The sequence below is a fragment of the Metabacillus hrfriensis genome (genome assembly GCF_030127205.1).
Taxonomy (GTDB): domain Bacteria; phylum Bacillota; class Bacilli; order Bacillales; family Bacillaceae; genus Bacillus_P; species Bacillus_P dongyingensis.
Genome location: NZ_CP126116.1, coordinates 503966 through 527463 on the forward strand (window position 1 = coordinate 503966; position 23498 = coordinate 527463).

Below are 23498 nucleotides of genomic sequence, written 5' to 3' on the forward strand. Positions count from 1 at the left end.
TAAATTGATATCACCTGAAAATTTCTTGAAGAATTGGAACACTGCAAAAGAAGGAAAATTAATAGTTTTTAATGAAAATGATTTAATTATTAATTCGATTTCTCCACAAACAAGAGATTTCTTGGTGAATGCTGGTTTACCTGAAACACCCCCACCCTATCTTGAATTTACTTCATCAAATGGAATTTTGCACAGTCTTATAGAAAAATTTAATATGCCTTCAAAATTTAAAGATTATTGGTATTTAGGTACTACTGGCTCTGGTGATCCAGTTTGCTTAAAGGTAAATGATAATATCGTTTATTTAAATAATGGTGATAATTATAATGAAATATTTATAAACTCTTCAATTAATCAATTTGCTGAATCAATTTTACTTTTCAATAACATGATTGATAAAGCAATAGAAGTAAATGGAGAAGATGCTTTTCTTGAAAATGATATACCTGAGGAATTGATTACAAGGTTAAAAGAAGACTTAAAAAGAATTGACAAGAAATCCATAGATTCTAATTCATTTTGGAGAACGGAAATTGAAAATTTACAGGAGTAGTTTAAATTATGAAAAGAAACCTTAAAGTATCAATAAGTATGGATATGATATATGGAATGAATTTTTGAACACATTTCCTTGATAACTTAATTAATGGGGGCAGTTGAATAACTTATGCAAAAAGAAGGTTTTGTATCCTTATGGGTAGGTAATATTAATTCCTCTAAGGAACCAGATAATCTGCTGAAAACTTCTTATACAGAGGATGGAGATTTTATTCCATCTAAGTTTGCCCATAGTTTTGATATTGAAAGATATGATGATGCTACTCGTGAAGCGGAGTTTTATGATGATGCTGATAATACACTTAGTGGATTATTAGAAGATTTTTCTTATGATGATATAATTATTCCGAAGTTTTCATTGGTATGTGGAGAACACTTGAATTGTCATTATAATCTTGTTATTCTTTTATACAATTTTAAGTATGAAGGTGTGAAAAAGAAAACGAATGTTGATACAAGTGAGCTGGAGTTTTTAGATTCAGTGGAATACATATAATGAAATTAGAATCCTTGAGAGGTCTTATTCCTTTCAAGGTTTTTTTCTTAAATAAAATAAATACCTTATCAAAGATTCGCTGCATAATCCATTGACACCCACCCCAAAATAAGATATAAATAAATTAACAATTAACAACTTGTTAATTAAAAACGAAATAAGGAGCCAGTTATTCATGTCAAACGATGAAGCTCTTAAGAAATACGATATAAAAAAATATCGGACTCCTGATGGATACACGTCAGATATTTGTGTGTTTACGATTGTGTCTGAAAGCGACGGGGAGTATAAGCCGCCGTTGATGGATTTGAAGCTTATGCTGATCCAGCGTGCAGCGTTAGATGCAGAGGGGAATCCAAACATTGAGGCAAGCAAGTGGGCGGTACCAGGGGGATTTGTTCAGGATGATGAATCAGCGTTTGAAGCGGCAAAGCGGGAATTAGAAGAGGAAACGAGTGTTTCCGGGGTTCATATGAAGCACTTTGGTGTGTATGATAAGCCGGGACGTGATCCGCGCGGCTGGATTATCTCGAATGCGCATTATGCAATTGTTCCTGAGCATTCGCTGTCCCTGAGAAAAGCTCAGGATGATGCTGCAGAGGTAGACCTTTTTTCAATCAACGATGTTCTGAATCTGGATCTCGCTTTTGATCACAGAGAAATCATTGAAGATGCCATTAAAATGATTACGAATGATCTTTTGCAGACGACTGTGGCAAAGAATTTTCTTCCGGAATACTTTACATACTCGGAGCTGCAGGCAGTGCTGAAGACGGTGACGGATGATCCTGCCATTGCAAGTGACCAGTCTTTTTCAAGGAAAATTAAGACCCTTCCATTTATCAGGGAGGCTGAAGGAAAGACATCACGAACGTCCAAAAAACCGACGCAGCTTTATACATTTGTTGAGATGGATGTTGTCAAACCGATCTATACGGCACGTTATTAGATTTGATAATTAACAATTCATTAAGTGTTAAATACTAAAGGGGAGTGGACATTTATGAAAAGAGCGTTAATTAACATAGACTATACAGTGGATTTTGTAGCGGATGACGGGGCTCTTACTTGCGGAAAACCGGGGCAGGCAATTGAGGATGAAATTGTAAAGCTGACAGAGGCTTTTATTGATGCAGGGGATTATGTGGTTTTTGCGATTGACAGGCATGATGAGAACGATGAGTTTCATCCTGAAAGTGCTTTGTTCCCGCCTCATAACATTGAAGGAACAGATGGCCGCAGACTTTTTGGGAAGCTAGAAGACGTTTATGAGCAAAATAAAGAGAAAAATCATGTACAATGGATGGATAAAACAAGATACAGTGCGTTTGCGGGTACGGATCTTGAATTGAAGCTCCGCGCACGGGGCATTACAGAAATTCATCTGGTTGGGGTTTGTACGGATATTTGTGTGCTGCATACGGCAGTTGACGGTTTTAATAAAGGCTTCAAAATGGCTGTTCATGAAAAAGCAGTGGCAAGCTTCAATCCTGAGGGTCACACATGGGCGCTATCTCATTTTAAAAACAGCTTAAATGCACGGGTTGAATAGACAGATGGAGGTTCCTTTGATGAAATACACAGACGACAGTTTAATGCTTCACACGGATCTTTACCAAATTAACATGGCAGAAACGTACTGGGAAGATAACATGCACAACCGGAAAGCAGTATTTGAAGTCTTTTTCAGAAAGCTGCCGTTCAGCAATGGATATGGGGTTTTTGCCGGTCTTGAACGCATTGTCGAGTATTTGCAGAGTTTTTCATTTACAGAAAGTGACATTGAGTACTTAAGAGATGAATTGGGATACAAAGAAGATTATCTGGAGTATTTAAAAGAGGTTCGTTTTACTGGAACCGTCCGTTCAATGGTTGAAGGAGAGCTGGTTTTTGCCAATGAACCGATACTGCGGATTGAAGCGCCGCTTGCAGAGGCGCAGATGATTGAAACAGCTTTGCTTAACATTGTGAACTATCAAACATTGATTGCGACAAAAGCTTCACGCATCAAGCACGTTGTAGGCGAGCAAAGTGCGATGGAATTCGGAACACGCAGAGCGCATGAAATGGATGCGGCAGTGTGGGGCACCAGAGCTGCTTACATTGGCGGTTTTGATGCGACTTCTAATGTGCGCGCAGGTAAAATGTTCGGCATTCCTGTTGCGGGCACTCACGCTCATGCATTGGTTCAGGCTTATCGTGATGAATACACTGCGTTCCATAAATACGCGCGCCGTCATAAAGACTGTGTTTTCCTCGTCGATACATATGATACGTTAAGATCCGGGGTTCCTATTGCGATTAAAGTGGCCAAAGAGCTTGGCGATAAAATTAACTTCAAAGGGATTCGCCTCGATAGCGGAGATCTTGCTTATTTATCGAAGAAAGCAAGAAAAATGCTGGATGAAGCAGGATTTACAGAGACGCAGATTATTGCTTCGAACGATCTGGATGAAAATACGATTATTAACCTGAAATCTCAGGGTGCACAAATCGATTCATGGGGTATCGGCACGAAGCTGATTACCGCTTATGATCAGGCCGCTCTTGGTGCTGTCTATAAATTAGTATCTATTGAAAATGAAAACGGGGAAATGAAGGACACGATTAAAATCAGCGGAAATCCTGAAAAGGTGACAACGCCGGGGATTAAAAAGGTATACCGGATCATCAATTCCCTCAATAAAAAATCAGAGGGCGATTATATTGCGCTTGAGGATGAAAATCCGCAAGCGGAGGAGCGCTTAAAAATGTTCCATCCTATTCATACATTCGTCAGCAAATTCGTGACGAATTTTGAAGCGAAGGAACTGCACCGTGATATTTTTGTAGATGGAAAATTGGTTTATAAACTTCCTGAGCTCCAGGAGATTCAAGACTATGCCGCTCAGAATATGGATGTTCTATGGGATGAGTACAAACGGACCATGCATCCTGAGGAGTATCCGGTCGATTTAAGCGAGCGCTGCTGGGAGAACAAGATGCGAAATATTGAAGAAGTTCAATCTAAGGTTAAGAATATGATTGAACAGGGAAAGAAGTAAGTAGAGGACGATGGGAGAGAAGCGCAAGTGGGGAAGATAGGGATTTACGGTTCGTCGTTTGATCCGATTACAAATGTACATTTATGGACGGCAAGCACCGTTGCACATCGATGCAGACTTGATAAAATTATTTTTCTGCCATGTTCAAACAAACGGAAAGATAAAGTGATGAAAACATCTGATCTGCACCGCTGGAATATGCTTGAGCTTGCACTTCAGGGAAATGACAAGTTTTTGGCTGATGATTATGAAATTAAGCAGGAAGCCTGGAATGTCTATACGTATTACACGCTGGAGCACTTTAAAAAGAAATACCCGAATGATGAAATATACTTTATTATGGGTGCAGATCTGCTTGTTGATATTGCAGACGGCAAGTGGAAATATGATCAGGAACTGATTTCAAGCAATAAATTTATTGTCATGGCTAGAGAAGGCATTGATATGCTCCGTACAATTTCCCGTTCCCCGATTTTGCGGAATCATGATGACGGTTCAACTTTTCACTTGATTGATAAGGGGCTTGCGATGGAGATCAGCTCTACATACATCCGGGATGAGTTTTCAAAAGGCGGGGAACCGCGCTACCTGCTGCCTGATGCTTGTTATGATTACATTAAAAAACATTCTTTATATCAATAGGAGGAATTTTTGATGAGCTTGCAAGAGAAGATTATGAGTGATTTAAATGTTAAACCTGAAATTGATCCGAAGGCAGAAATAAGAGAACGCATTGATTTTTTGAAAGACTATCTGAAAAAAACGGGTGCGAAAGGATTTGTTCTTGGTATAAGCGGAGGGCAGGATTCTACTTTGGCAGGGCGTCTTGCCCAGCTCTCTGTTGAAGAGTTAAGAAGTGAAGGCAAAAGCGATGCGAAGTTCATTGCCGTCCGCCTTCCGCACGGCGTTCAGCACGATGAAAATGATGCGCAGCTTGCTCTCAAGTTTATCAAGCCTGATCAATTAATTACGTTTGATATTAAGTCGACGGTTGATGCCTTTGAAAAGCAATATGCAGATGCCGTTCAGGATGAGCTGAGTGATTTTAATAAAGGAAATGTGAAAGCAAGAACACGCATGATTACTCAATATGCGATCGGAGGCCAGGCTGGATTGCTTGTCATCGGTACAGATCACGCTGCAGAAGCAGTCACTGGATTCTTTACGAAGTATGGTGACGGCGGAGCAGATCTTCTTCCGTTAGCCGGTCTTACTAAGCGCCAGGGCAGAAGCTTGCTGAAAGAGCTTGGAGCAGAAGAGAGATTATACTTGAAGGTTCCAACGGCTGACCTGCTTGACGATAAGCCGCAGCAGGCTGATGAGACGGAGCTCGGCATTACCTATGATGAGCTTGATGACTACTTAGAAGGGAAATCCGTTTCAGAGGAAGTTGCTTCTAAGGTGGAAAAGCGCTACTTAATGACTGAGCATAAGCGCCAATTGCCTGCAAGCAAGTTTGATGGCTGGTGGAAATAAGTAAGGAAAGCAGCTGCATGTGCGGCTGCTTTTTACGTTGACTGTGAAATTCTGCTGAAAAATATGGAGAATCGGCAGTAAGATTCTCGAATCCGGCTGATAAAAGAGTTACAGTGTTTAGCAGCGGCTGCACACTTTGCTATTTTTTCATACTATGACTCACTGCCTTCAAGATAAACAGTTTTTCCTGTGAACTCAGCATTCTCCAGCTGCCTGCTTTGATTCTCATGATTCATCGTCCTCCTTTCTGCTTAGTATTTATTTAGTTCATCCCTCATTTTTCTTTGTTAGTACGTTTATACCGCGAAAAATCAAGATTAAAACCATCCAAATCTCTGCAATGTTCGGGTTGGACTTTGACTGGAATTGTAAAAAGAGACGCTCAGGCGACGGGATTCATCTCGATAGGACAAGCTTTTTACTCTTGTCCTATCGAATGCTGAAGAACATTTCGTAAAAAAAAGACCTAAATTTCTTTGAAATTTAGGTCTTTCATATGTTTATTATAATTTAAACGAGCTTTTTAAAGAGACAATCCGGTTGTAAACAGCTTTTTCTGGCGTTGTATTCTTCGGATCCACGTTGAAATACCCGTGTCTGAAGAATTGGAATTTGTCCTGACCCTTCACATTATTCATGTTCGGTTCTACAAAGCCTTGAACGACTTCCAGCGATTGATCGTTCACGTAATCAAGGAATGTTTTTTCTTCTTCCTCTTCGCTTTTTTCCGCTTCCAGGTCTGCGTCAAGAATTAACGGCTGATACAGACGGAATTCTGCAGGCACGGCATTTTTCGCATCCACCCAGTGGATGGTGCCTTTTACTTTACGGCCTGTAAAGCCTGATCCGCTCTTAGTTTCAGGATCGTATGTGCAATGCAGTTCTACGACATTTCCATTTTCATCTTTGATGACATCTTCACATTTGATGAAGTAGGCATGCTTGAGACGAACCTCGTTGCCAGGGAAAAGGCGGAAATACTTTTTCGGAGGATCTTCCATGAAATCGTCCTGTTCGATATAGATTTCTCTTCCGAACGGAATTTGTCGCGAGCCCATTTCAGGAACCTCTGGATTAATCTCTGCATCAAGCATTTCAGACTCGCCTTCAGTATAGTTCGTAATCACCACTTTAAGCGGCTTAAGAACACCCATTGTCCGAGGTGCTTTCAGCTTAAGATCTTCTCTTGCGAAGTGCTCGAGCATGGCTTCGTCAACAGCGCCGTAACCTTTAGAAACGCCTGTTTCCCGTACAAAATTACGGATGGCATCAGATGTGTATCCTTTTCTTCTGAGTCCTGAAACCGTTGGCATGCGCGGGTCATCCCAGCCGTCTACAAAGCCTTCATCAACAAGCTGCTTCAGCTTGCGTTTACTCATGACTGTGTTCGTGATATTTAAGCGGCCAAATTCAATTTGCTTAGGCTTGCTTTCCATTTCACATTCTTCGACAACCCAATTGTAAAGAGGACGATGATCCTCAAATTCAGTTGTACAAATGGAATGTGTCACGCCTTCAATCGCATCTTCAATCGGGTGTGCGAAATCATACATCGGATAAATGCACCAAGTATCTCCTGTATTATGGTGAGTCGCGTGTGATACACGGTAAATAACAGGGTCACGAAGATTCAGGTTTGGTGACGTCATATCGATTTTAGCACGCAAAACCTTGCTGCCTGTTTCAAATTCGCCTTTGCGCATTTGATCGAACAGCTCAAGATTTTCTTCAGCAGAGCGATTGCGGTACGGGCTTTCTTTTCCAGGCTGAGTCAATGTGCCGCGGTATTCGCGGATTTCATCAGCTGTGAGGTCATCTACATACGCTTTGCCTTTTTTGATTAAAAGAACAGCGCGGTTGTACATTTCCTCAAAGTAATTTGATGCAAAGTGAAGCTCGTCCCATTCATAGCCAAGCCATTTCACATCTTCTTTAATGGAATCTACGTATTCCTGATCCTCTTTTAAAGGGTTCGTGTCATCAAATCGCAAATTGGTTCTGCCGCCAAAGTCATCGGCAAGTTCAAAGTTGATTAAGATTGATTTTGCATGGCCGATATGAAGGTAGCCATTCGGCTCAGGCGGGAAACGGGTGATGACCGTTGAATGCTTTCCGCTCTCCAAGTCCTCTTTTATGATGCTTTTGATAAAGTTTGACGAGTTATTTTCCAATATCTATCGTCCTTTCTTCTATGTAAACTTCATTATATCCATAAATCATCTATTCATTTTACAATTATATGTTTCCCGCGCCATTTATTCAAATGAATTCAGCTGTTATTTCGCCCGTGAACAAAAAGGACAAAAAGGAGCTAAAGGTTTTTATGCTCTTTACGTGTATAAACTATATTTTTTCAGAATCCTCTGTAAAATTAAGAAAACGCTTACAAAGGAGGATTTATATGTTCGGATTAAAAAAGGTATCCATGATTATGTGTGCAGGGGCACTTGCTTTTAGCTTAGGTGCCTGCAGCAGCGGAGAGAAAGCTTCTTCGGGCAGTACAGGTACAGGCTATCCATCAAAGGCTTTAACGGTTGTCGCTCCATCAGGTGCCGGAGGAGGATGGGATTTAACAGCGAGGTCGTTCGTGAAGGTGTTAAGTGAAACCAAGCTTGTAGACCAGCCGCTCACCGTAGAAAACAAACCAGGCGGAGGCGGAGCGGTATTCATGGCTGAATATGCCACACAGGATGTGCAAAATAATGAGCGGTTATTTGTCAATTCGCCGCCTGTTATTATCAATAACCTGAAGAAGGAAGGAAACAGTCCTTACGGATATAAAAATACAACTCCTCTTGCTCAATTGACGAAGGATTATGGGGCAATTGTTGTTAAAGAAGATTCAAAATACAAGGATCTGCAATCTTTATTGGAAGATGTGAAAAAAAATCCGGGCAAGCTTACGTTTGCCGGCGGATCAGCTCCAGGTTCAATGGATCACCTGATTTCAATTCTTCCAGCTTATGCAGATGGAGTGGATCCGACAAAGTTAAAATATGTTTCCTATGATGGGGGAGGAGAGGCGATTACAGCTCTTCTAGGGAACAATGCTGACGTAATTGGAACTGATGTATCAAGCGTCAAGGAGTTCTTAAAGGCAGGCAAGGTAAGAGTACTTGCTACAACTGCATCCGAACGGCTTCAAGGCGAACTTAAGGATCTTCCAACTGCGAAAGAGCAAGGAATTGACGCAGAATTCACCATTTGGCGAGGAGTTTTTGGCCCAGAGAAAATGTCTGATGAAGCTTATAAATATTGGGAGAAAACAATTAAAAATTTAGTAGAGTCTGAAGAATGGATAAAGGAAGTCGAAACACAGGGATGGGAAATGGAATATAAGAATGGCGAGGACTTTAAAGCATTTTTAGGAGAGCAGGAAAAACAAGTGCAAACCCTGCTTAAGGCTGTTGGAATGTCGAAATAATTGTGAAGCTGAAGAAGGAGGCAGTCTCCTTCTTTGCTTCAAGTTTTTTAGAAACCTTAAAATTTACCGTTTCTATATCTAGCTCCACCGCCCAACTCCCCGGCCAGAACAAATTCACTCAGGATAGTCAAATCAGACTTTTCTGAGGGAATTCTAATCTGTCATGCCTGAGCTAAACGGGCGGTTCCGCTTTTCCTATTAGAAAGGATGATTCAGATGTCAATCAAGTTTGACAGGGCAGCAGCCGTTTTGTTTTTAGCGGTGGGAGCGCTCTTTATGTATGGCAGTATGCAGATAGCGGAATCTTCATATGGAAGTGTTGTCGGACCTAATATTTTTCCGTTCTTTCTAGGTGCCATTCTTTTTCTGCTTAGCCTTCGTTTGTTTTATGAAACCTTTCATTACGAGAAAAAATACGGAAAAAAAGAACCTTTGCAGATGAAAGCTTTCATCATTATTTTTCTTGCAGCACTGCTTTACATAGCAGCACTTGAAACAATCGGATATGTTATCACGACATTTGTTTTTCTATTTATATGCTTTCAAACAATGGAGCGCGGAAAATGGTTGAAATCGATTGTAATATCTGCTTGTTTTTCTGCCGGGATCTATTACTTATTTGTTGTTGTTCTAAAAGGAACCCTGCCAAGCTTTCCGGTATGGTCTTAAGTAAATGAGATAAGAGCGTACAAAATTAAGCACATTGATGGCAAGCGCAAGCGCCTGCCCCCTCCGTCAGAACGGCTCCGCCAAAAAGTCAAATCCGGACTTTTTCACCGGATCCTTATCTGCCTGCCGGAGCTGAACAAGGCGCTTAAAGCTTTTCTTATTAAGGGAGGAAATGCACAATGGGAACTCTTGATTATCTGCTGCAGGGCTTTCAGTCAGCCTTCATTTGGTATAACATCCTTTTTGCTTTTGCAGGCGTCCTGATTGGAACGGCAGTAGGCGTCCTGCCTGGAATCGGACCAATGAGCGGTGTAGCTCTTTTAATACCGGTCACAGCTTCAATGACTGGGGGGCTGCCGCCGGAACAAGCGGCAACAAGCGCCATTATCCTGCTTGCCGGGGTTTATTACGGAGCCATGTACGGAGGCTCTACAACATCCATTCTATTAAATACACCTGGAGAATCATCTTCTGTTGTTACCACACTTGATGGCTACCAAATGGCGAAGAATGGCAGGGCGGGAAGTGCTCTTTCCATCGCTGCAATCGGATCCTTTTTTGCGGGCATCGTAACACTGATCGCACTTATTCTATTAGCAAAGCCTTTATCCAGCATAGCAATTAAGTTTGGCCCGGCGGAATACTTTTCACTGATGCTGCTTGGTATTGCAGCAGTCAGCGGTCTTGCAGGCAAATCGGTGACAAAAGCACTTATCATGACGATCACAGGCTTATTGCTTGCAACGATTGGAGTGGATAATGTTTCAGGTGTTGCAAGATTTACGTTCGATTTTCCGTGGCTTTATCAGGGAATTGAATTTTTAACAATAGCGGTTGGACTGTTTGCATTAGGAGAGGTCTTCAAGACAATCCTTGAAAAAGAAGAGGAAGACACAGAAATTGCTAAAATCAATAATATCTTACCTTCAAAAGAGGAATTGAAGGAATCCGCAGGTCCGATCGCAAGAGGTTCATTATTAGGATTCTTCATTGGAATACTGCCGGGAGCCGGCGCCACATTGGCTTCATTTTTCTCATATATTATGGAAAAGAAAATCAGCAAGGATCCATCTAAGTTCGGTAAAGGTGCAATTGCAGGTGTTGCTGCACCGGAATCTGCCAATAACGCGGCATCCGGCGGTGCGATGATTCCATTATTGACGCTTGGCATTCCGGGATCAGGGACAACTGCGATCCTGATGGGTGCCCTGATGATGTATAACATTCAGCCGGGTCCGCTGCTGTTTGAAGATCATCCTCAAGTTGCGTGGGGGTTAATTGCAAGTATGTTCATTGGAAACATTATGCTTCTCGCTTTAAATATGCCGCTTGTTAAGGTGTTTGCGAAAATTATCCAAACGCCGAAAAAGTATTTGATTCCTATTATTATCGCAATTTCGATTTTTGGTGTATATGCAGTGCAGGTATCCGTGTATGACTTACTCCTTCTCCTTGCATGCGGCGTTCTCGGCTACTTTTTATCCAAGAATGATTACCCGATTGCTCCACTGGTATTAGGCTTGGTATTAGGCCCGATGATTGAAAACAATATGAGAAGAGCGCTTACCATTTCAAATGGAGACTACAGCATTTTCTTCTCGCGTCCCCTTTCAGTATCATTCTTAATACTTACGGCGCTTTGGCTTCTGATTCCTGTTTTAATGAAAAAACGGGGAAAGGATGTAGTCATAAACGTAGAGGGCTAAAAAAACTCCTTTTTAATAAGGAGTTTTTTTACTATGATTATTCAGAGGTGAGTGAATGCGTTTACATGCTAAGCTGATGATTGGGATAAGTCTTGTGGTAGTCCTGATGGCAGGTATATTTGAACTAACCTTTAAGTCCATCATGGAGAACAATTTGAAGAAAGATAAGGGTATGCAGGCGCTGTCTGTTGCAGAGACAATCGCATATATGCCTGAGATCGCGGAAGCCTTCTTAACGGAAAATCCGTCTGAAATCATTCAGCCGATCGCAGAGAAAATCCGCAAAGAGGTGGGAGCGGAATTTATCGTCGTAGGAAACCTTGATGAAATCAGGTATTCACATCCTGATGCTGATCGTTTGGGCGAAAAAATGGTTGGCGGAGATAATGAAGAAGTATTCAAAGGGAGAACCGTCATTTCTGAATCTGTCGGTACCCTTGGACCATCTCTTAGAGGAAAAGCACCCATATTCGGTCAGAATGATAATGTAATTGGAGTCGTTTCTGTCGGATTTCTTCAGGAGGATATTGAAAAAGAACTGACAAACCTTGAAAACAAAATCTTATTTTCTACGATTGTTATCTTAATAGGCGGGATTATTTCAGCGTTATTAATCTCATTAAACATTAAAAAAGCAATCTTTGGCCTTGAACCGCGTGAGATTGCCTGGATGTATCAGGAAAAACACGCCATATTGGAATCTATACATGAAGGGATCATTGCCATTGATACCGACGGGAAAATCACGGTTGTGAATGAAAATGCCCATAAAATCCTGGAGATTCCAAATGAGATTCTTTTAAGGGGAAAGCGGATCGAAGAGATCATTAAAGACACCCATCTGCTGCAGGTTGTTGATTCCGGACAAGCTGAATATGATCAGGAATTCATCATTCTTGAGGATGTTTTCGTCGTAAACCGCATCCCTATTTTTGATAAAAGAGGAGAAGTTATAGGCGCTGTAGCGAGTTTCCGGAATAAATCTGAACTGTCACAGGTGCTGAAGGAACTGTCACACGTCAAAGCATATGCAGAGGGGTTAAGAGCGCAGACACATGAATATTCGAACAAGCTCTACACCCTGCTCGGACTCATCCAATTAGGGTCTTACAAAGAAGCGATTGAGTTTATTTCGACAGAAGTAAATGTTACGCAGGGATTTATTGGCTTCATCATGAGGGAAATTCCCGATCCTATTCTTGCGGGATTTATATTAGGAAAAATCAGTCTTGCAAGCGAATTAAAAATCCATTTTTCCATAGATGAGGAAAGCAGCTTTAAGGATGTTCCGGACTCATTGAATCGTGATGCTTTAATAACCATTTTCGGCAATCTGCTGAATAATGCCTTTGAAGCTGTCAGAGAAAAAGAAGACGGAGATAAAAAGGTATCGCTCTTTTTAACTGATCTGGGCAAAGAATTGATTATTGAAGTTGAAGACAATGGACCAGGTATAGATGAGGAGCATTTCGAGAGCATTTTTCAGCAGGGGTTCTCTACAAAGAGCAGGGACAAAAATGCAGGAATCGGTCTGAGCCTTGTCCGGCAGGCTTTGAAAAAAGTAGGAGGAACGATCACTTTTTCATCGAAGAAAGGAGAAGGAACAGCGTTTACTGTAGCCATTCCAAAAAGCAGGAGGTATGATGATGAATCAAGCCATTGAGGTGCTGATCATTGAAGACGATTTAAGAATTGCCGAGATTCAAAGAAGATTTCTTGAACAGATAGAGGGGTTTCACACCATTGGCATAGCTGCTAATTATGCTGAGGCAAAAAACTTGATTGATATATTAAAACCGGATTTAATTTTACTTGATGTGTATTTTCCTGATATGAACGGATGCGATCTTTTAAAGGAAATCAAGCAGCTTGATAAGCAAACGGATGTCATTATGATAACAGCTGCGCGGGAAATTGAGACGGTGCAGGAAGCCATAACAATCGGAGTGTTTGATTTTATTATCAAGCCTGTTGTTTTTGAACGGTTCAAGCAGTCCTTAAAAAGATACGAAGAACATTACCGCAAACTTAAAGCAATCAGATTGGAAAACAAAATCATGGGTCAGGAAGAAGTCGACAGGCTTCTTTATAAGGTGCATGAAATTTCTGAGAAGCCCCTGCTGCCAAAAGGGATCGATAAACTGACGCTGATTAAGGTCATGGAAGTGCTGGATGCGGGACAGGGAATAACGGCTGAAACAGTAGCGAAGCAAATCGGTGTGAGCCGGACAACTGCAAGGAGATATTTGGAACACCTCATCTCCCAGGAGAAAATTGCGGCTGATTTATCCTATGGAACAATTGGAAGACCAGAACGTGTTTATGTACTTAAATAAGGTTGTTTTAGTGGAATAAATGACGTGAAGTTTTTAATATATTCTAATAGTAGGAAGGAATAATTTCTTTTCTAGTCATATTCGCCTATGTGCAAAAATAGTTTAATAGATAGTTGCCGGATTCATCCCCATATTTTAACATAACTATAAGATGCTTCTAAAACAGGAAGAAGGACGTGGAAAGAATTTGTTGGATATGATCGAAGACTTCTTTGAAGACTTGGAGAGAAAGAGAAAGCAAGCCGAATACAATCGTGATGCAGATGAACTCGAAGCATATCTGGCTGCTGTTAATCGTGCAATGGGAACGTTTGATGACGGAGTTTTTCATTTTCATAACCTGCATCAGCAGTATGCAGATGAATGGACTGGTCAAACAAAAATAGCCTATGAAAGTATTCGGGATGACATTCGTGTCACTTATAATCATATATACGATATGAAGGATGAGCTTTTTCAGGAGCTGAGAAACGAAATCGGAAGGCTTAGAGAACTGGCCGCTGGCCTCGCCTAATACAGCGCTGCAATTGTTTTAGAGGAACAAAGGAGAGGTAGACGCACATGGAAATTAAAATAAGACCAGAAGAGCTTGAAGCGTTCGCACAGCACATTGAACAATCCCGCTCATATACGGGAGAAGCCCTTGATCTGTTAAACTGGGAATCTGCCAGACTGCGCTTTACCTCTGTTGCACGTGTAGGAAGGGCTCTTGATCTCCAGGAAGAGATCCGGCACTTGGTGAATCGGTTTCATACGCTGACAGATGATGCAAAAGCATTAATTGAAAACACCGCAAATGGCATGAGAGAAGCAGATGAGGCCGCCAAATCGTCTGCTTCTTCAGGCTGGGGCGGTTTTTTCTCAGGATTATGGGATGGCGCTAAGAATGGACTTACAGACGCTTGGGACGGGCTTGTATCCCTCACGGAATGGGAAACATATGAAGCAATGTGGGATGCCATCATTCACCCCCTTGAAACCCTTGAATCAATGTGGAACACGCTCTCTGAAGCTTGGGAAACAAAAGTAATAAATGGAGATATCTACAGCAGAACGGAATTCTTTACATATGGTGTCGTCTCTATTGGACTTGGCATTCTTGGAGGCAAGGGAATCGATAAGCTCGGAAAAGCTGCGAAGCTGACAAAAGTACCTGATGGGACATCCTCTAAGCCGAAAGTGGAGACTGTCACTCATGGGACAGATACGAGTTTTGATTATGCAAAACTTTCGCAGGGGAAAGGGTTTGCTGCTGAGATTAATTCGGTGCTAGATGAAGCGGGGCTTTCTAAGCAAGAATTTTTATCCCTTCAATCACAATATTATAAAGATTTAACACCTGAGGAATTGGACAAAATGCATCAAGTCCGCGAAGCTGTACCGCCTGTCAATGGATCCACCGTTTTGCAGAAGGTCATTGATCAGGATAAAATGACCTTGTATTTATCAGGTCAACTTACAGACGTCGGGGGATGTATAGCAAAAATGGATGATGTCAGCGATATTACAACGTCTGCAGATATGTACAATTCCTTGCGGATGGACTATCCGAACACACCGTTTTCTCCTGACAAAGAATACGCTGTGATCCGATTTACAACAGAACAAAGCGACCGTCTCAAAATTCCATATGCAGAGGAGCTTAATAGCCCTCATGCAGCAAAGCCTAATGAATATATCAGCTATCCCCAAACTGGCCATGGATTTACAGCTGCAGAAAATGGTAAGATTGTCCCTGAGTTTGAAACGGTTTATGGAAATAATGCCAGACCTAGCGCAGGTGAAATCTATGTTGTCAAAGACGGCGCAGAAGAACTGGTAGGAATCTATGATAAATATGATCAAAGATTTTACAGTATAGAGGAGTTAAACAGTCATGATTAAAAAAGGAGAATACGGCATCTATCAAGGAAAAGAGTATTCAATCATCCCTGAGGGAAGCGGAAAGGTCACTTTGCGCACGCGAGACAAAGCAGCTCAAGGCGCGGGATTTCAGGCAGCAGGATTGAAGAAAAACATTTTCATTAAAGAAATTGCTCAATCTGAATTAGAGGCTGCCTATGAGTATAAACCTTATGCCATCTATAAAGAGCGGGAATTTATTATTGAAGGCATCAATGAGGCAGATCAATCGGTCATCTTGAAATCTATTGATCCAAACACAGTGGATGAACTTGGATTTTCATCCCTCGGAAAATATGAGTATATAAAAACCGTTGATATAGCTAATGTAAGTATATCGGAGAAAAAGAGACCGATTTTAGGATTCGGAGAAAAATGAGCAATCCATTCAACACCTTAGAAAAAGCTTTGATTGATGCCATGAGCCACAGTGATAAAATAGCAGACTTTTACGAAATACTCGGAAAAAGTACGATTTGGCTGATTGAAAAGCAGACAAATGAAATAGCGGCAGAAGGACAAGATGTTTTTTCACTGGAGCAGTTTCAGATTATGGAGAAGAAAAACCGGAAGCTATTGCCTGTTTTTTCTTCAAAATTTCCAATTGAGAAAATGTTCAAAAATAGTACGGCATTCGCTGTGTCTTTTCAGGAAGTGCTTAATCAGATAGATGGACAAACAGGGGTCATTTTAAATCCGGACACTCCTATATCAAAGCTGCTTATTCCGCAGGAGCTGGATATGATGAGAAAGAAACAGAACTTTTTTAAAGGTTGAGAAAAAAGAAGAAGCTAAAGAGAGGAATAGGCCTCTCTTTTTTACTGCTCTTGAAAGGGACTGGTTGCCTTTTGTTATGGCAGAATCAGCCTTTCAAAAATGTTTTCGGACAAATTAACTTTTTTTACCTGTAAAATGAGCCTTTTGAATCACACGCTAATCACATAAGGGATTATTCTCCTTTAATTTACCGGTGTTTACCATTATTTCAAGGGAATCTGGATTATTTAATCACATGGATACCAACTTAAAGCCCAGGTATATATCAAATGCTGACCCGCCTAGATCCTTAGTAGTGTAAAAACCGGCAAAACGGGTATACATAAATAAAGCATTCTAAATGCATCTTTTGATAGAATAGACTATTATAGATAAGTTTCTAGTGTACGTTAGGTGGAGGATAAAATGACAAACGACAAACAGTTGATTCATAAAGCATATTTTGAAAGGTTTATGGAAGACAGTGCTTCTGCTCAGCCTGTACAGGTGCTTGGAGAACTTTATTTCGAGGAGCAGGCAAAGGAAGTTTACGATCTGTCCTATATTCGCTTTGCACAGGGTGAGGTCTATTTTCACAACAAAGATTATGAGACTGCGATCTTCAAGTGGGAAAATATCAGCAATGAATTAGAGCCATGGGCCAAGAAAAATATTGCGGACTCATATTATGCTCTTGGTCATCTTTCAGCTGCAGAGGATATTTACACATCTATTCAAAGTGATTCGAAGACTTTGAAAATGGAAGTGGCGCTTGAATTATTTTCACTTTATCTATTGAGAGACAAAATTGAACTTGCATATAAGGTTATTAAAAAGGCGCTTGATATTCATTCAGATTATCCGAATGTAACGGATCTGGCACGATCTTTCTATGAGGATCAGCAGGACTGGAAGAATGCCGTTGAGCTTGCTGTTGCTGAAGGCGTGCGAGCGGAATCGCTTGAATGGTTTGAGCTGCTGGATGAGTATGTTCAAGCGGGATATACGAAATCGTTTGATCCTGAATACTTTTATCAGCCGCTTATTTCACTTTTCCGAATCAATCAAAAATTATTTCAGAAGGTTACGGCTTCTTTGTGGGACAGCTACCGAAATGAAGATTCCTACTTATCATGGCTGAAAACCGTTAATACAATCTTCCTTAATGTTGAGGTGCAGCCTTTTGAATCCTGGACGAAGATGTCTGATATCCACCAGAATACTTACTTAAGTGTGATTAATGGCACTTATTTGGTAAAGGATTTAGAAGATATTATTCCTGTGCTTTTAGCAAACTGGCAAAAGCTTGCGAATCAGTCAAAAGCGCTATTTGCTGCAACAGCCGTACTTGCATGGAATGAAATTTTCCCATCGTCTATGGATGCTGCGACTCTTAAGACAGCGGAAAAGCTGATCTTTGATTCTGAGCATGACAGCATCAGTCTTGAATACAGCCTGGATTTATTTAAGTCTCTTGTTTCATGGGCAGAGAATAACCATATTGAAGTGGGCTATAAAAAGACATGGCTCGTTTCAGGACTTTCCGATTTAAAGACAACCCATCTTTTAATCAGCGGCACAACGGAAAGCGGAAAATCCGCATTTATTAATCATATCCTTCAGGAAAATCTGGTCAGCAACACTAGTTCACCTGTGTTTGTACGTTCTGAAGGTGATTTGGCGGAAATGAATGAAATTACAAATGCCGGCATAAGAAGGATATCTGACAATCCTGAGTATCAGGAATCAGAAAACACTTGGATTGAAGTGAAATGGCCTTCTGCTCTTTTAGAAGAGAACAATACGGTGTTCCTGCATACACCTGAATTGGATCGTATTGGAGATGTAGAACAAACAGCTGAATTTCTGCCGATATCAGATGGAATGCTGTTCGTCCTTGATAAAAATACGCCTTTTAATGAGCACGAGCTTGAATTGCTGATGAAGCTTCAGGAATATGCTCTTGAAACACCGTTTCACTTTATTCTGAATCACTCATCTGAACAGTGGAAATTGGCAGAAGAGCTGCAGGGAACAATCAACCAGTTCTTCCCGCAGTCACAGGTATTTGCTTTTTCCCCGGATAATCTTGGTCGTTTGAGTGAATTTTTGAATACTGTTTTCAGTAAATCGGACGCGAAGCTGGAAGAAAAACGCACGGCAAAACTTCTATATTTCATACGCAAAACACTCACGGATCTTTTGAACAAACGCGTTCAGATGGAGAATCGATTAGTAGAATCGGTTAAATGGAATGAGGATATTTTAGTAAGACTGAACGGCTTCATGAATCATTTAAGAGACGTGGAGCAGGAAAAGGCGAAATCCATCTCGGCTTCTTATCGTGAAGTGACTGCTGAGATGAAAAGTGACATGGCTGTGCAGCTGCCGAAAATCCTGCGCAACTGTTCTGCTCATATAAGTGAAAACAGTGATTTCAGCCAAATTCACATATCGTTAAACAAGAAAATGAATGAAGAAATTGGCGCTTATATCCATCAGAACCTGATTCCAAAATTCCAAACGTCTCTGCGTGAATGGCTTTCCCAATCAAATGAAGAGCTAAACGAAAGCCAGGCGTATCTTGATGAAATGAGTCTGTCTTTCAACGGTTTATACGGGGAAGAAAAAATGAAGCTTCTCTGCGATTTTAAAGTCATTGAAGACTGGCGCCGTGATTTAAACAGAATGACAAGCAGAGCGGATGTTGACGAGCAGAATATCCTGCTTAGATTTAAGCCGACTGAATTCCTGCTGAAAAGCGCCGGAAAGCTGTTCGCCGCTCTTCCTCAAAACAAGTCAATGCTGTACAACCAATATAAAAAATATGTCGAAAGCAAAAACTACGAGGACACAGCAGAAGAAATTTCAAAAAAATTCTTCCTTGAATTCGATTTATTTGAAAGGGCTCTGAAAGCAGATATCATCATGTTCTTCCAAAATCCGATTCTGTATGTGGAACAGACCATTCAAGAATCAGAAAATGAAATTTCAGGTTCAAAAGCAACCCTTGAGAAAATGAAAGCAAGTCCTGAGATCTATTACGATCCACTGCGTCTCTTTGAAGTAAGACTCCTTCAATATGAATTTATGGTGAAGGCAAATGAAGAGAATACGTATATTAAAAATCAATAAACAGAAGGACCCTTTATTTTAGGGTCCTTTGCTTTGTGCAAAAATTGATAATCCCCCAAAACTCAGATAAACTGAAACAAACTACAAACATAAATCCTGACTTGAAGGGGAATATCAAGCTATTGGAGAGAACATAAAGATGAAGAGTCAGCAAAATTATTCTTATGAGATCATGGAGGTTTGTCTGCTTGCCGGAAAAATTATGCTGATCAGCGGAGCTGAAACGTACCGGGTAGAAGATACGATGATGCGGATTGCTGCATCATTCGGTGTGAAGAATTCGCATAGTTATGTGACACCGACTGGCATTATCTTCTCGATAGAGTCAGATGAGCCGACGAAGACGAAATTAATTCGAATCATGGAACGAACGACGGATCTTGATAAGGTTACGAATGTGAACGCCATTTCAAGGAAAATAAGCAATGGAGATTTAAATGTTGATGAAGCCTATGATTTGTTAAAAGAAATTGATGAGGCGAACTCTACCTACTCTCTCTTTTTGCAGGTAATTGCTGCAGCGATTGCCAGCGGCTGCTTTCTGATTATGTTTCAGGGGCAGTGGTCTGATTTTATTCCTGCTGTACTGGCAGGGGGGCTCGGTTTTATGGCTGTTATTTATTTCCATCGCCTTGTGCCTATTAAATTTTTTGCGGAATTTCTGGCGGCATTCATTATAGGACTGCTTGCTTATTTGTTCGTAAGGACCGGTTTTGGATCTGAAATGGATAAAGTGATTATTGGCTCAGTTATGCCATTAGTTCCAGGACTGCTGATTACAAATGCTGTCAGGGATTTAATGGCCGGGCATTTAATATCAGGACTTTCAAAAGGAGCAGAAGCGTTTTTAACTGCATTTGCCATCGGATCTGGTATTGCGGTTGTTTTTTCATTATTTTAAGGGAGAGAAAAAATGATGTGGGTCTTGGGACAGCTAGTGACAAGCTTTATTTCTACAGCTGCATTCGGCATTATTTTTCAGGCGCCTAAACCTTCCCTCATTAAATGCGGACTTGTAGGGATGTGCGGCTGGATGATCTATATATCTTTGGTGGGCTATGGCTTTGATGCAGTTCCTGCTACTGTCATTGCAGCAGTATTTGTAGCTGTGACAAGTCAGGTTTTTGCAAAGATCTACAAAACGCCGATTATTATTTTCAGCGTAGCCGGCATTATTCCATTGGTTCCTGGAGGAATGGCGTATGACGCGATGAGAAATTTCGTTGAAAATGACTATAATACCGCGATTACATTAGCTGCAAAAGCATTTATGATATCAGGTTCCATTGCGATCGGCCTTGTTTTTTCTGAGGTAATCAATCAAGTCATAAGAAGGTCTCAGCTTCGTACAAAGGTTAAGTAAATGGGAATACAAATGAAACCGGAGACAGCGTTAAGGAGACTTGGGGAGACGGAGCTTATATTCTCAGCGCTCGGACTTGGCACGTGGCAGTCAGCAAAGGCAGCTAAATGCCTGCCCTGCAGCCTTAAAACGTATGCAGCCGCTTATTGAGCTGCTGGATCAATTGGCGCCTGAATAAAGAGAAAAAGGATACTAAATTGCACAGCAATTGGTATCCTTTTTTTACGTTTTGTGAGAAGTGATTATTATTGTCTTTCAAGTGAGCGGGTCTGTTTTGGGGAATCAACCGCCCCTTATGATTCCTCAAAACTTGTAGTAGTGCTGTTTGGGGAATCAAAGGCCCTTTATGAGTATCTAAAACCATGAAGTAGTGCTGTTTGGGGAATCATAGACCCGCTATTAGTATTCAAAACCGTCAAGTAGTGCTTGTTTGGGTAATCATAGACCCGCTATGAGTATTCAAAACCGTAAAGTAGTGCTTGTTTGGGTAATCATAGACCCGCTATGAGTATTCAAAACCGTCAAGTAGTGCTTGTTTGGGTAATCATAGACCCGCTATGAGTATTCAAATCCATGAAGTAGTGCTGTTTGGGGAATCAAAGGCCCGCAATGAGTATTCAAAACCGTCAAGAAGTGCTTGTTTGGGTAATCAAAGGCCCGCTATGAGTAGCCAAAGTGCTGTTTGGGTAATCAAAGACTCGCTATGAGTATTCAAAACCGTCAAGTAGTACTGTTTGAGGAATCATAGACTCGCTATGAGTATTCAAAATTATAAAGTAGTGCTGTTTGGGGAATCATAGCACGCATGAGTATTCAAAACCGTGAAGTAGTGCTTATTTGGGTAATCAAAGACCCGTTATGAGTATTCAAAACCGTCAAGTAGTGCTGTAGGAGGAATCATAGACTCGCTATGAGTATTCAAAGTTATAAAGTAGTGTTGTTTGGGTAATCATAGCCCCGCTATGAGTATTCAAAACCGTCAAGTAGTGTTGTTTGGGGAATCAAAGGTCCGCTATGAGTATTCAAAACCGTAAAGTAGTGCTTGTTTGGGTAATCAAAGACCCGCTATGAGTATTCAAAACCGTCAAGTAGTGCTTGTTTGGGTAATCAAAGGCCCGTTATGAGTATTCAATACCCAAGAGAAGTGCCGTTTTGGGAATCCATCCACCAAATCCACCATCAATGAGTATCCAAAACCCATGAGTAGTGCTGTTTGCAGAATCATTCACACGAACCTCGTAGTATTCCTGTAAGATGATTCTCCGCCCGAAATGATTCTCCAAAATCCGCGATTTTCCCAAGGTAGATACGTTTATGCTAAACGGTTTCTTGTATTTTACAAACCCCTAACAATTCCTTCATATAAATCTATATTATCTTCATACTGGGTTTACCTTAAAGAGGTATGATGGAATTCGTTAAGGACAAGTGAATTTAGCCATGTGGGAAAAATACCCTCAATTAAAAGTGACAGTTGATCAGCTGCATGACACAAAAGCAAATGCAGTGACACAGGGAGCGTTAATATCTGTTTTCCCTGAATCAAGACAAAGATTGTATCAGGAATGGAAAACTTTATCAGGGAATGAACCCTCAAAAAGCATTAAATCAGGCGGCGAAAGAAACAGTTCGTGCACTTAAAACAGCAGGGAAGAAACAAGGGAAATAATAGGAGGAACTGATGAATCAGTCTTTTAGATTCGTCGGTTCCTATTTTGACAGAATCTCAGAATTGCTTCATGGAAAGGAGGACAAAGTCTTGAGCAAGCCAGTTGAAATATACGCACACCGGGGATGCAGCGGCGAGTTTCCTGAGAACACGATGGCCGCATTTGAAGCGGCCTGCAAGATTGGGGCAGATGGCATTGAGCTTGATGTGCAGATGACAAAGGATGGAGAAGTTGTTGTTATTCATGATGAACAAATTGACCGGACAACGAATGGGATTGGATTTGTAAAAGATTTCAGATACAAACAATTAAAGTTGTTTGATGCAGGAAGCTGGTTTCACCCTAAGTTTTCGCGGCAAACCATTCCCTCTTTACAGGATGTCCTGGACTTAATCAAAACAAGCGGTTCTGAAATGAAAGTAAATATTGAACTGAAAAATAACGTCTTTCCGTATGAAGGGATCGAGGCGAAAGTGCTGCAATGTGTTCACCAATCCGGAATGGCGGACTCAGTCATTCTCTCATCCTTTCAATTTAAAAGCTTGGGGAAAATACGAGAGCTGGACAGCAGCATACAAACGGCCCTTTTATTTGAAGGAATCCCATCTAATATTATCGAGGAAGCCCGGAAGGTTCGCGCTAATGCTCTCCACTCTGAAGCTTCTTTTGCCGTCTCAGCTGCTGGAAAGAGAACCATTGATGCAGGGTATCCACTAAGAGTTTTTACTATTAATCAGACAGATAAGCTTGAAGCGTTCCGGAAATCAGGAGTTTCAGCCATTATTACCGACTATCCAGGCCTTTTCCTGGAGAATGAGAGTGTGCCTTTTTAGGCACACTCTTTCTTTATGTACTTTTTTTAACACGAAATGTAAGTAAAAAGAACCGAAATATATATGGGTTATTTGCGTTCTCCAAACTATTTTCATGTAACAAATGGCACATATTCTATCAAAATAGTGA

Annotated in this window: 23 protein-coding genes; 22 read left to right on the plus strand and 1 reads right to left on the minus strand. The window is 41.0% G+C overall.

The window, feature by feature from the left end:
• Positions 1 to 4 precede the first annotated feature (4 nt).
• The 7 genes from QLQ22_RS02665 (at position 5) to nadE (ending at position 5574) form a co-directional block, all read left to right on the plus strand.
• A complete protein-coding gene (locus QLQ22_RS02665) occupies positions 5 to 553 on the plus strand; it encodes an SUKH-4 family immunity protein (RefSeq protein ID WP_223439436.1) in 549 nt (182 codons plus the stop codon).
• A 114-nt stretch (positions 554 to 667) separates the two neighbouring features.
• Positions 668 to 1054, plus strand: coding sequence for an immunity 22 family protein (locus QLQ22_RS02670; protein WP_284015960.1), 387 nt, complete (start codon positions 668 to 670; stop codon positions 1052 to 1054).
• A gap of 175 nt (positions 1055 to 1229) precedes the next feature.
• Entirely contained in the window at positions 1230 to 2003 is a 774-nt protein-coding gene (locus QLQ22_RS02675; protein WP_284015961.1) for an NUDIX hydrolase, read from the plus strand.
• Between the two features lie 54 nt (positions 2004 to 2057).
• Positions 2058 to 2606 (plus strand): cysteine hydrolase family protein, encoded by a 549-nt coding sequence (locus tag QLQ22_RS02680; protein WP_223439442.1) that lies wholly within the window; start codon positions 2058 to 2060, stop codon positions 2604 to 2606.
• 19 nt (positions 2607 to 2625) lie between these two features.
• Positions 2626 to 4098, plus strand: coding sequence for a nicotinate phosphoribosyltransferase (locus QLQ22_RS02685; protein WP_252207990.1), 1473 nt, complete (start codon positions 2626 to 2628; stop codon positions 4096 to 4098).
• A 27-nt stretch (positions 4099 to 4125) separates the two neighbouring features.
• Positions 4126 to 4740 (plus strand): nicotinate (nicotinamide) nucleotide adenylyltransferase, encoded by a 615-nt coding sequence (nadD, locus tag QLQ22_RS02690; protein WP_223439446.1) that lies wholly within the window; start codon positions 4126 to 4128, stop codon positions 4738 to 4740.
• Between the two features lie 12 nt (positions 4741 to 4752).
• Complete coding sequence (gene nadE / locus QLQ22_RS02695) at positions 4753 to 5574, plus strand: NAD(+) synthase (protein ID WP_223439448.1); 822 nt, start codon at positions 4753 to 4755, stop codon at positions 5572 to 5574.
• 503 nt (positions 5575 to 6077) lie between these two features.
• Here nadE and QLQ22_RS02700 read toward each other — a convergent pair.
• Positions 6078 to 7745, minus strand: a complete 1668-nt coding sequence (locus QLQ22_RS02700; RefSeq protein WP_284015963.1) for a glutamine--tRNA ligase/YqeY domain fusion protein — start codon at positions 7743 to 7745, stop codon at positions 6078 to 6080.
• A gap of 230 nt (positions 7746 to 7975) precedes the next feature.
• Here QLQ22_RS02700 and QLQ22_RS02705 point away from each other — a divergent pair, with 230 nt between their 5' ends.
• The 15 genes from QLQ22_RS02705 to QLQ22_RS02775 all read left to right on the plus strand — a co-directional run bounded on the left by QLQ22_RS02705 (position 7976) and on the right by QLQ22_RS02775 (position 23368).
• The gene (locus QLQ22_RS02705; RefSeq protein WP_284015964.1) at positions 7976 to 8998 is read left to right on the plus strand and encodes a Bug family tripartite tricarboxylate transporter substrate binding protein; all 1023 of its coding nucleotides are present in this window, start codon (positions 7976 to 7978) and stop codon (positions 8996 to 8998) included.
• A gap of 216 nt (positions 8999 to 9214) precedes the next feature.
• On the plus strand, positions 9215 to 9667 hold the full coding sequence (locus QLQ22_RS02710) for a tripartite tricarboxylate transporter TctB family protein (protein WP_284015965.1): 453 nt from the start codon (positions 9215 to 9217) through the stop codon (positions 9665 to 9667).
• Between the two features lie 179 nt (positions 9668 to 9846).
• Positions 9847 to 11373 (plus strand): tripartite tricarboxylate transporter permease, encoded by a 1527-nt coding sequence (locus tag QLQ22_RS02715; protein WP_223439455.1) that lies wholly within the window; start codon positions 9847 to 9849, stop codon positions 11371 to 11373.
• Positions 11374 to 11428: 55 nt separating this feature from the next.
• Positions 11429 to 13036, plus strand: a complete 1608-nt coding sequence (locus QLQ22_RS02720) for an ATP-binding protein (RefSeq protein WP_252207992.1) — start codon at positions 11429 to 11431, stop codon at positions 13034 to 13036.
• Positions 13020 to 13709: a response regulator gene (locus tag QLQ22_RS02725; RefSeq protein WP_423246224.1), complete on the plus strand. Its 690-nt coding sequence runs from the start codon at positions 13020 to 13022 to the stop codon at positions 13707 to 13709. Before QLQ22_RS02720 ends, QLQ22_RS02725 begins: the two co-directional genes overlap by 17 nt.
• A gap of 190 nt (positions 13710 to 13899) precedes the next feature.
• Entirely contained in the window at positions 13900 to 14223 is a 324-nt protein-coding gene (locus QLQ22_RS02730; protein WP_423246225.1) for a hypothetical protein, read from the plus strand.
• A 47-nt stretch (positions 14224 to 14270) separates the two neighbouring features.
• The gene (locus QLQ22_RS02735; RefSeq protein WP_284015967.1) at positions 14271 to 15593 is read left to right on the plus strand and encodes a hypothetical protein; all 1323 of its coding nucleotides are present in this window, start codon (positions 14271 to 14273) and stop codon (positions 15591 to 15593) included.
• Positions 15586 to 15990: a hypothetical protein gene (locus QLQ22_RS02740; RefSeq protein ID WP_223439466.1), complete on the plus strand. Its 405-nt coding sequence runs from the start codon at positions 15586 to 15588 to the stop codon at positions 15988 to 15990. Before QLQ22_RS02735 ends, QLQ22_RS02740 begins: the two co-directional genes overlap by 8 nt.
• Complete coding sequence (locus QLQ22_RS02745) at positions 15987 to 16388, plus strand: SseB family protein (RefSeq protein WP_223439468.1); 402 nt, start codon at positions 15987 to 15989, stop codon at positions 16386 to 16388. Before QLQ22_RS02740 ends, QLQ22_RS02745 begins: the two co-directional genes overlap by 4 nt.
• A gap of 405 nt (positions 16389 to 16793) precedes the next feature.
• Positions 16794 to 19502 (plus strand): GTP-binding protein, encoded by a 2709-nt coding sequence (locus QLQ22_RS02750; RefSeq protein WP_284015968.1) that lies wholly within the window; start codon positions 16794 to 16796, stop codon positions 19500 to 19502.
• A 139-nt stretch (positions 19503 to 19641) separates the two neighbouring features.
• Positions 19642 to 20403: a threonine/serine exporter family protein gene (locus QLQ22_RS02755; RefSeq protein ID WP_223439472.1), complete on the plus strand. Its 762-nt coding sequence runs from the start codon at positions 19642 to 19644 to the stop codon at positions 20401 to 20403.
• Between the two features lie 15 nt (positions 20404 to 20418).
• Positions 20419 to 20865, plus strand: coding sequence for a threonine/serine exporter family protein (locus QLQ22_RS02760; RefSeq protein ID WP_223443085.1), 447 nt, complete (start codon positions 20419 to 20421; stop codon positions 20863 to 20865).
• Positions 20866 to 20877: 12 nt separating this feature from the next.
• The gene (locus QLQ22_RS02765; RefSeq protein ID WP_223439475.1) at positions 20878 to 21015 is read left to right on the plus strand and encodes a hypothetical protein; all 138 of its coding nucleotides are present in this window, start codon (positions 20878 to 20880) and stop codon (positions 21013 to 21015) included.
• Positions 21016 to 22305: 1290 nt separating this feature from the next.
• Positions 22306 to 22506, plus strand: a complete 201-nt coding sequence (locus tag QLQ22_RS02770) for a hypothetical protein (protein ID WP_420828819.1) — start codon at positions 22306 to 22308, stop codon at positions 22504 to 22506.
• A 40-nt stretch (positions 22507 to 22546) separates the two neighbouring features.
• Positions 22547 to 23368: a glycerophosphodiester phosphodiesterase gene (locus QLQ22_RS02775; RefSeq protein WP_284015970.1), complete on the plus strand. Its 822-nt coding sequence runs from the start codon at positions 22547 to 22549 to the stop codon at positions 23366 to 23368.
• The last annotated feature ends 130 nt before the right edge of the window (positions 23369 to 23498 follow it).

Excerpts from the sequence above, each read along its gene's own strand:
- QLQ22_RS02710 (WP_284015965.1), top strand. The coding sequence starts at position 9,215 with ATGTCAATCAAGTTTGACAGGGCAGCAGCCGTTTTGTTTTTAGCGGTG.
- QLQ22_RS02760 (WP_223443085.1), top strand. The coding sequence starts at position 20,419 with ATGTGGGTCTTGGGACAGCTAGTGACAAGCTTTATTTCTACAGCTGCA.
- QLQ22_RS02675 (WP_284015961.1), top strand. The coding sequence starts at position 1,230 with ATGTCAAACGATGAAGCTCTTAAGAAATACGATATAAAAAAATATCGG.
- QLQ22_RS02740 (WP_223439466.1), top strand. The coding sequence starts at position 15,586 with ATGATTAAAAAAGGAGAATACGGCATCTATCAAGGAAAAGAGTATTCA.
- QLQ22_RS02680 (WP_223439442.1), top strand. The coding sequence starts at position 2,058 with ATGAAAAGAGCGTTAATTAACATAGACTATACAGTGGATTTTGTAGCG.
- nadE (WP_223439448.1), top strand. The coding sequence starts at position 4,753 with ATGAGCTTGCAAGAGAAGATTATGAGTGATTTAAATGTTAAACCTGAA.
- QLQ22_RS02725 (WP_423246224.1), top strand. The coding sequence starts at position 13,020 with ATGAATCAAGCCATTGAGGTGCTGATCATTGAAGACGATTTAAGAATT.
- QLQ22_RS02755 (WP_223439472.1), top strand. The coding sequence starts at position 19,642 with ATGAAGAGTCAGCAAAATTATTCTTATGAGATCATGGAGGTTTGTCTG.
- QLQ22_RS02750 (WP_284015968.1), top strand. The coding sequence starts at position 16,794 with ATGACAAACGACAAACAGTTGATTCATAAAGCATATTTTGAAAGGTTT.
- QLQ22_RS02775 (WP_284015970.1), top strand. The coding sequence starts at position 22,547 with ATGAATCAGTCTTTTAGATTCGTCGGTTCCTATTTTGACAGAATCTCA.
- QLQ22_RS02670 (WP_284015960.1), top strand. The coding sequence starts at position 668 with ATGCAAAAAGAAGGTTTTGTATCCTTATGGGTAGGTAATATTAATTCC.
- QLQ22_RS02720 (WP_252207992.1), top strand. The coding sequence starts at position 11,429 with ATGCGTTTACATGCTAAGCTGATGATTGGGATAAGTCTTGTGGTAGTC.
- QLQ22_RS02735 (WP_284015967.1), top strand. The coding sequence starts at position 14,271 with ATGGAAATTAAAATAAGACCAGAAGAGCTTGAAGCGTTCGCACAGCAC.
- QLQ22_RS02745 (WP_223439468.1), top strand. The coding sequence starts at position 15,987 with ATGAGCAATCCATTCAACACCTTAGAAAAAGCTTTGATTGATGCCATG.
- QLQ22_RS02685 (WP_252207990.1), top strand. The coding sequence starts at position 2,626 with ATGAAATACACAGACGACAGTTTAATGCTTCACACGGATCTTTACCAA.
- QLQ22_RS02765 (WP_223439475.1), top strand. The coding sequence starts at position 20,878 with ATGAAACCGGAGACAGCGTTAAGGAGACTTGGGGAGACGGAGCTTATA.
- QLQ22_RS02770 (WP_420828819.1), top strand. The coding sequence starts at position 22,306 with ATGTGGGAAAAATACCCTCAATTAAAAGTGACAGTTGATCAGCTGCAT.
- QLQ22_RS02705 (WP_284015964.1), top strand. The coding sequence starts at position 7,976 with ATGTTCGGATTAAAAAAGGTATCCATGATTATGTGTGCAGGGGCACTT.
- QLQ22_RS02715 (WP_223439455.1), top strand. The coding sequence starts at position 9,847 with ATGGGAACTCTTGATTATCTGCTGCAGGGCTTTCAGTCAGCCTTCATT.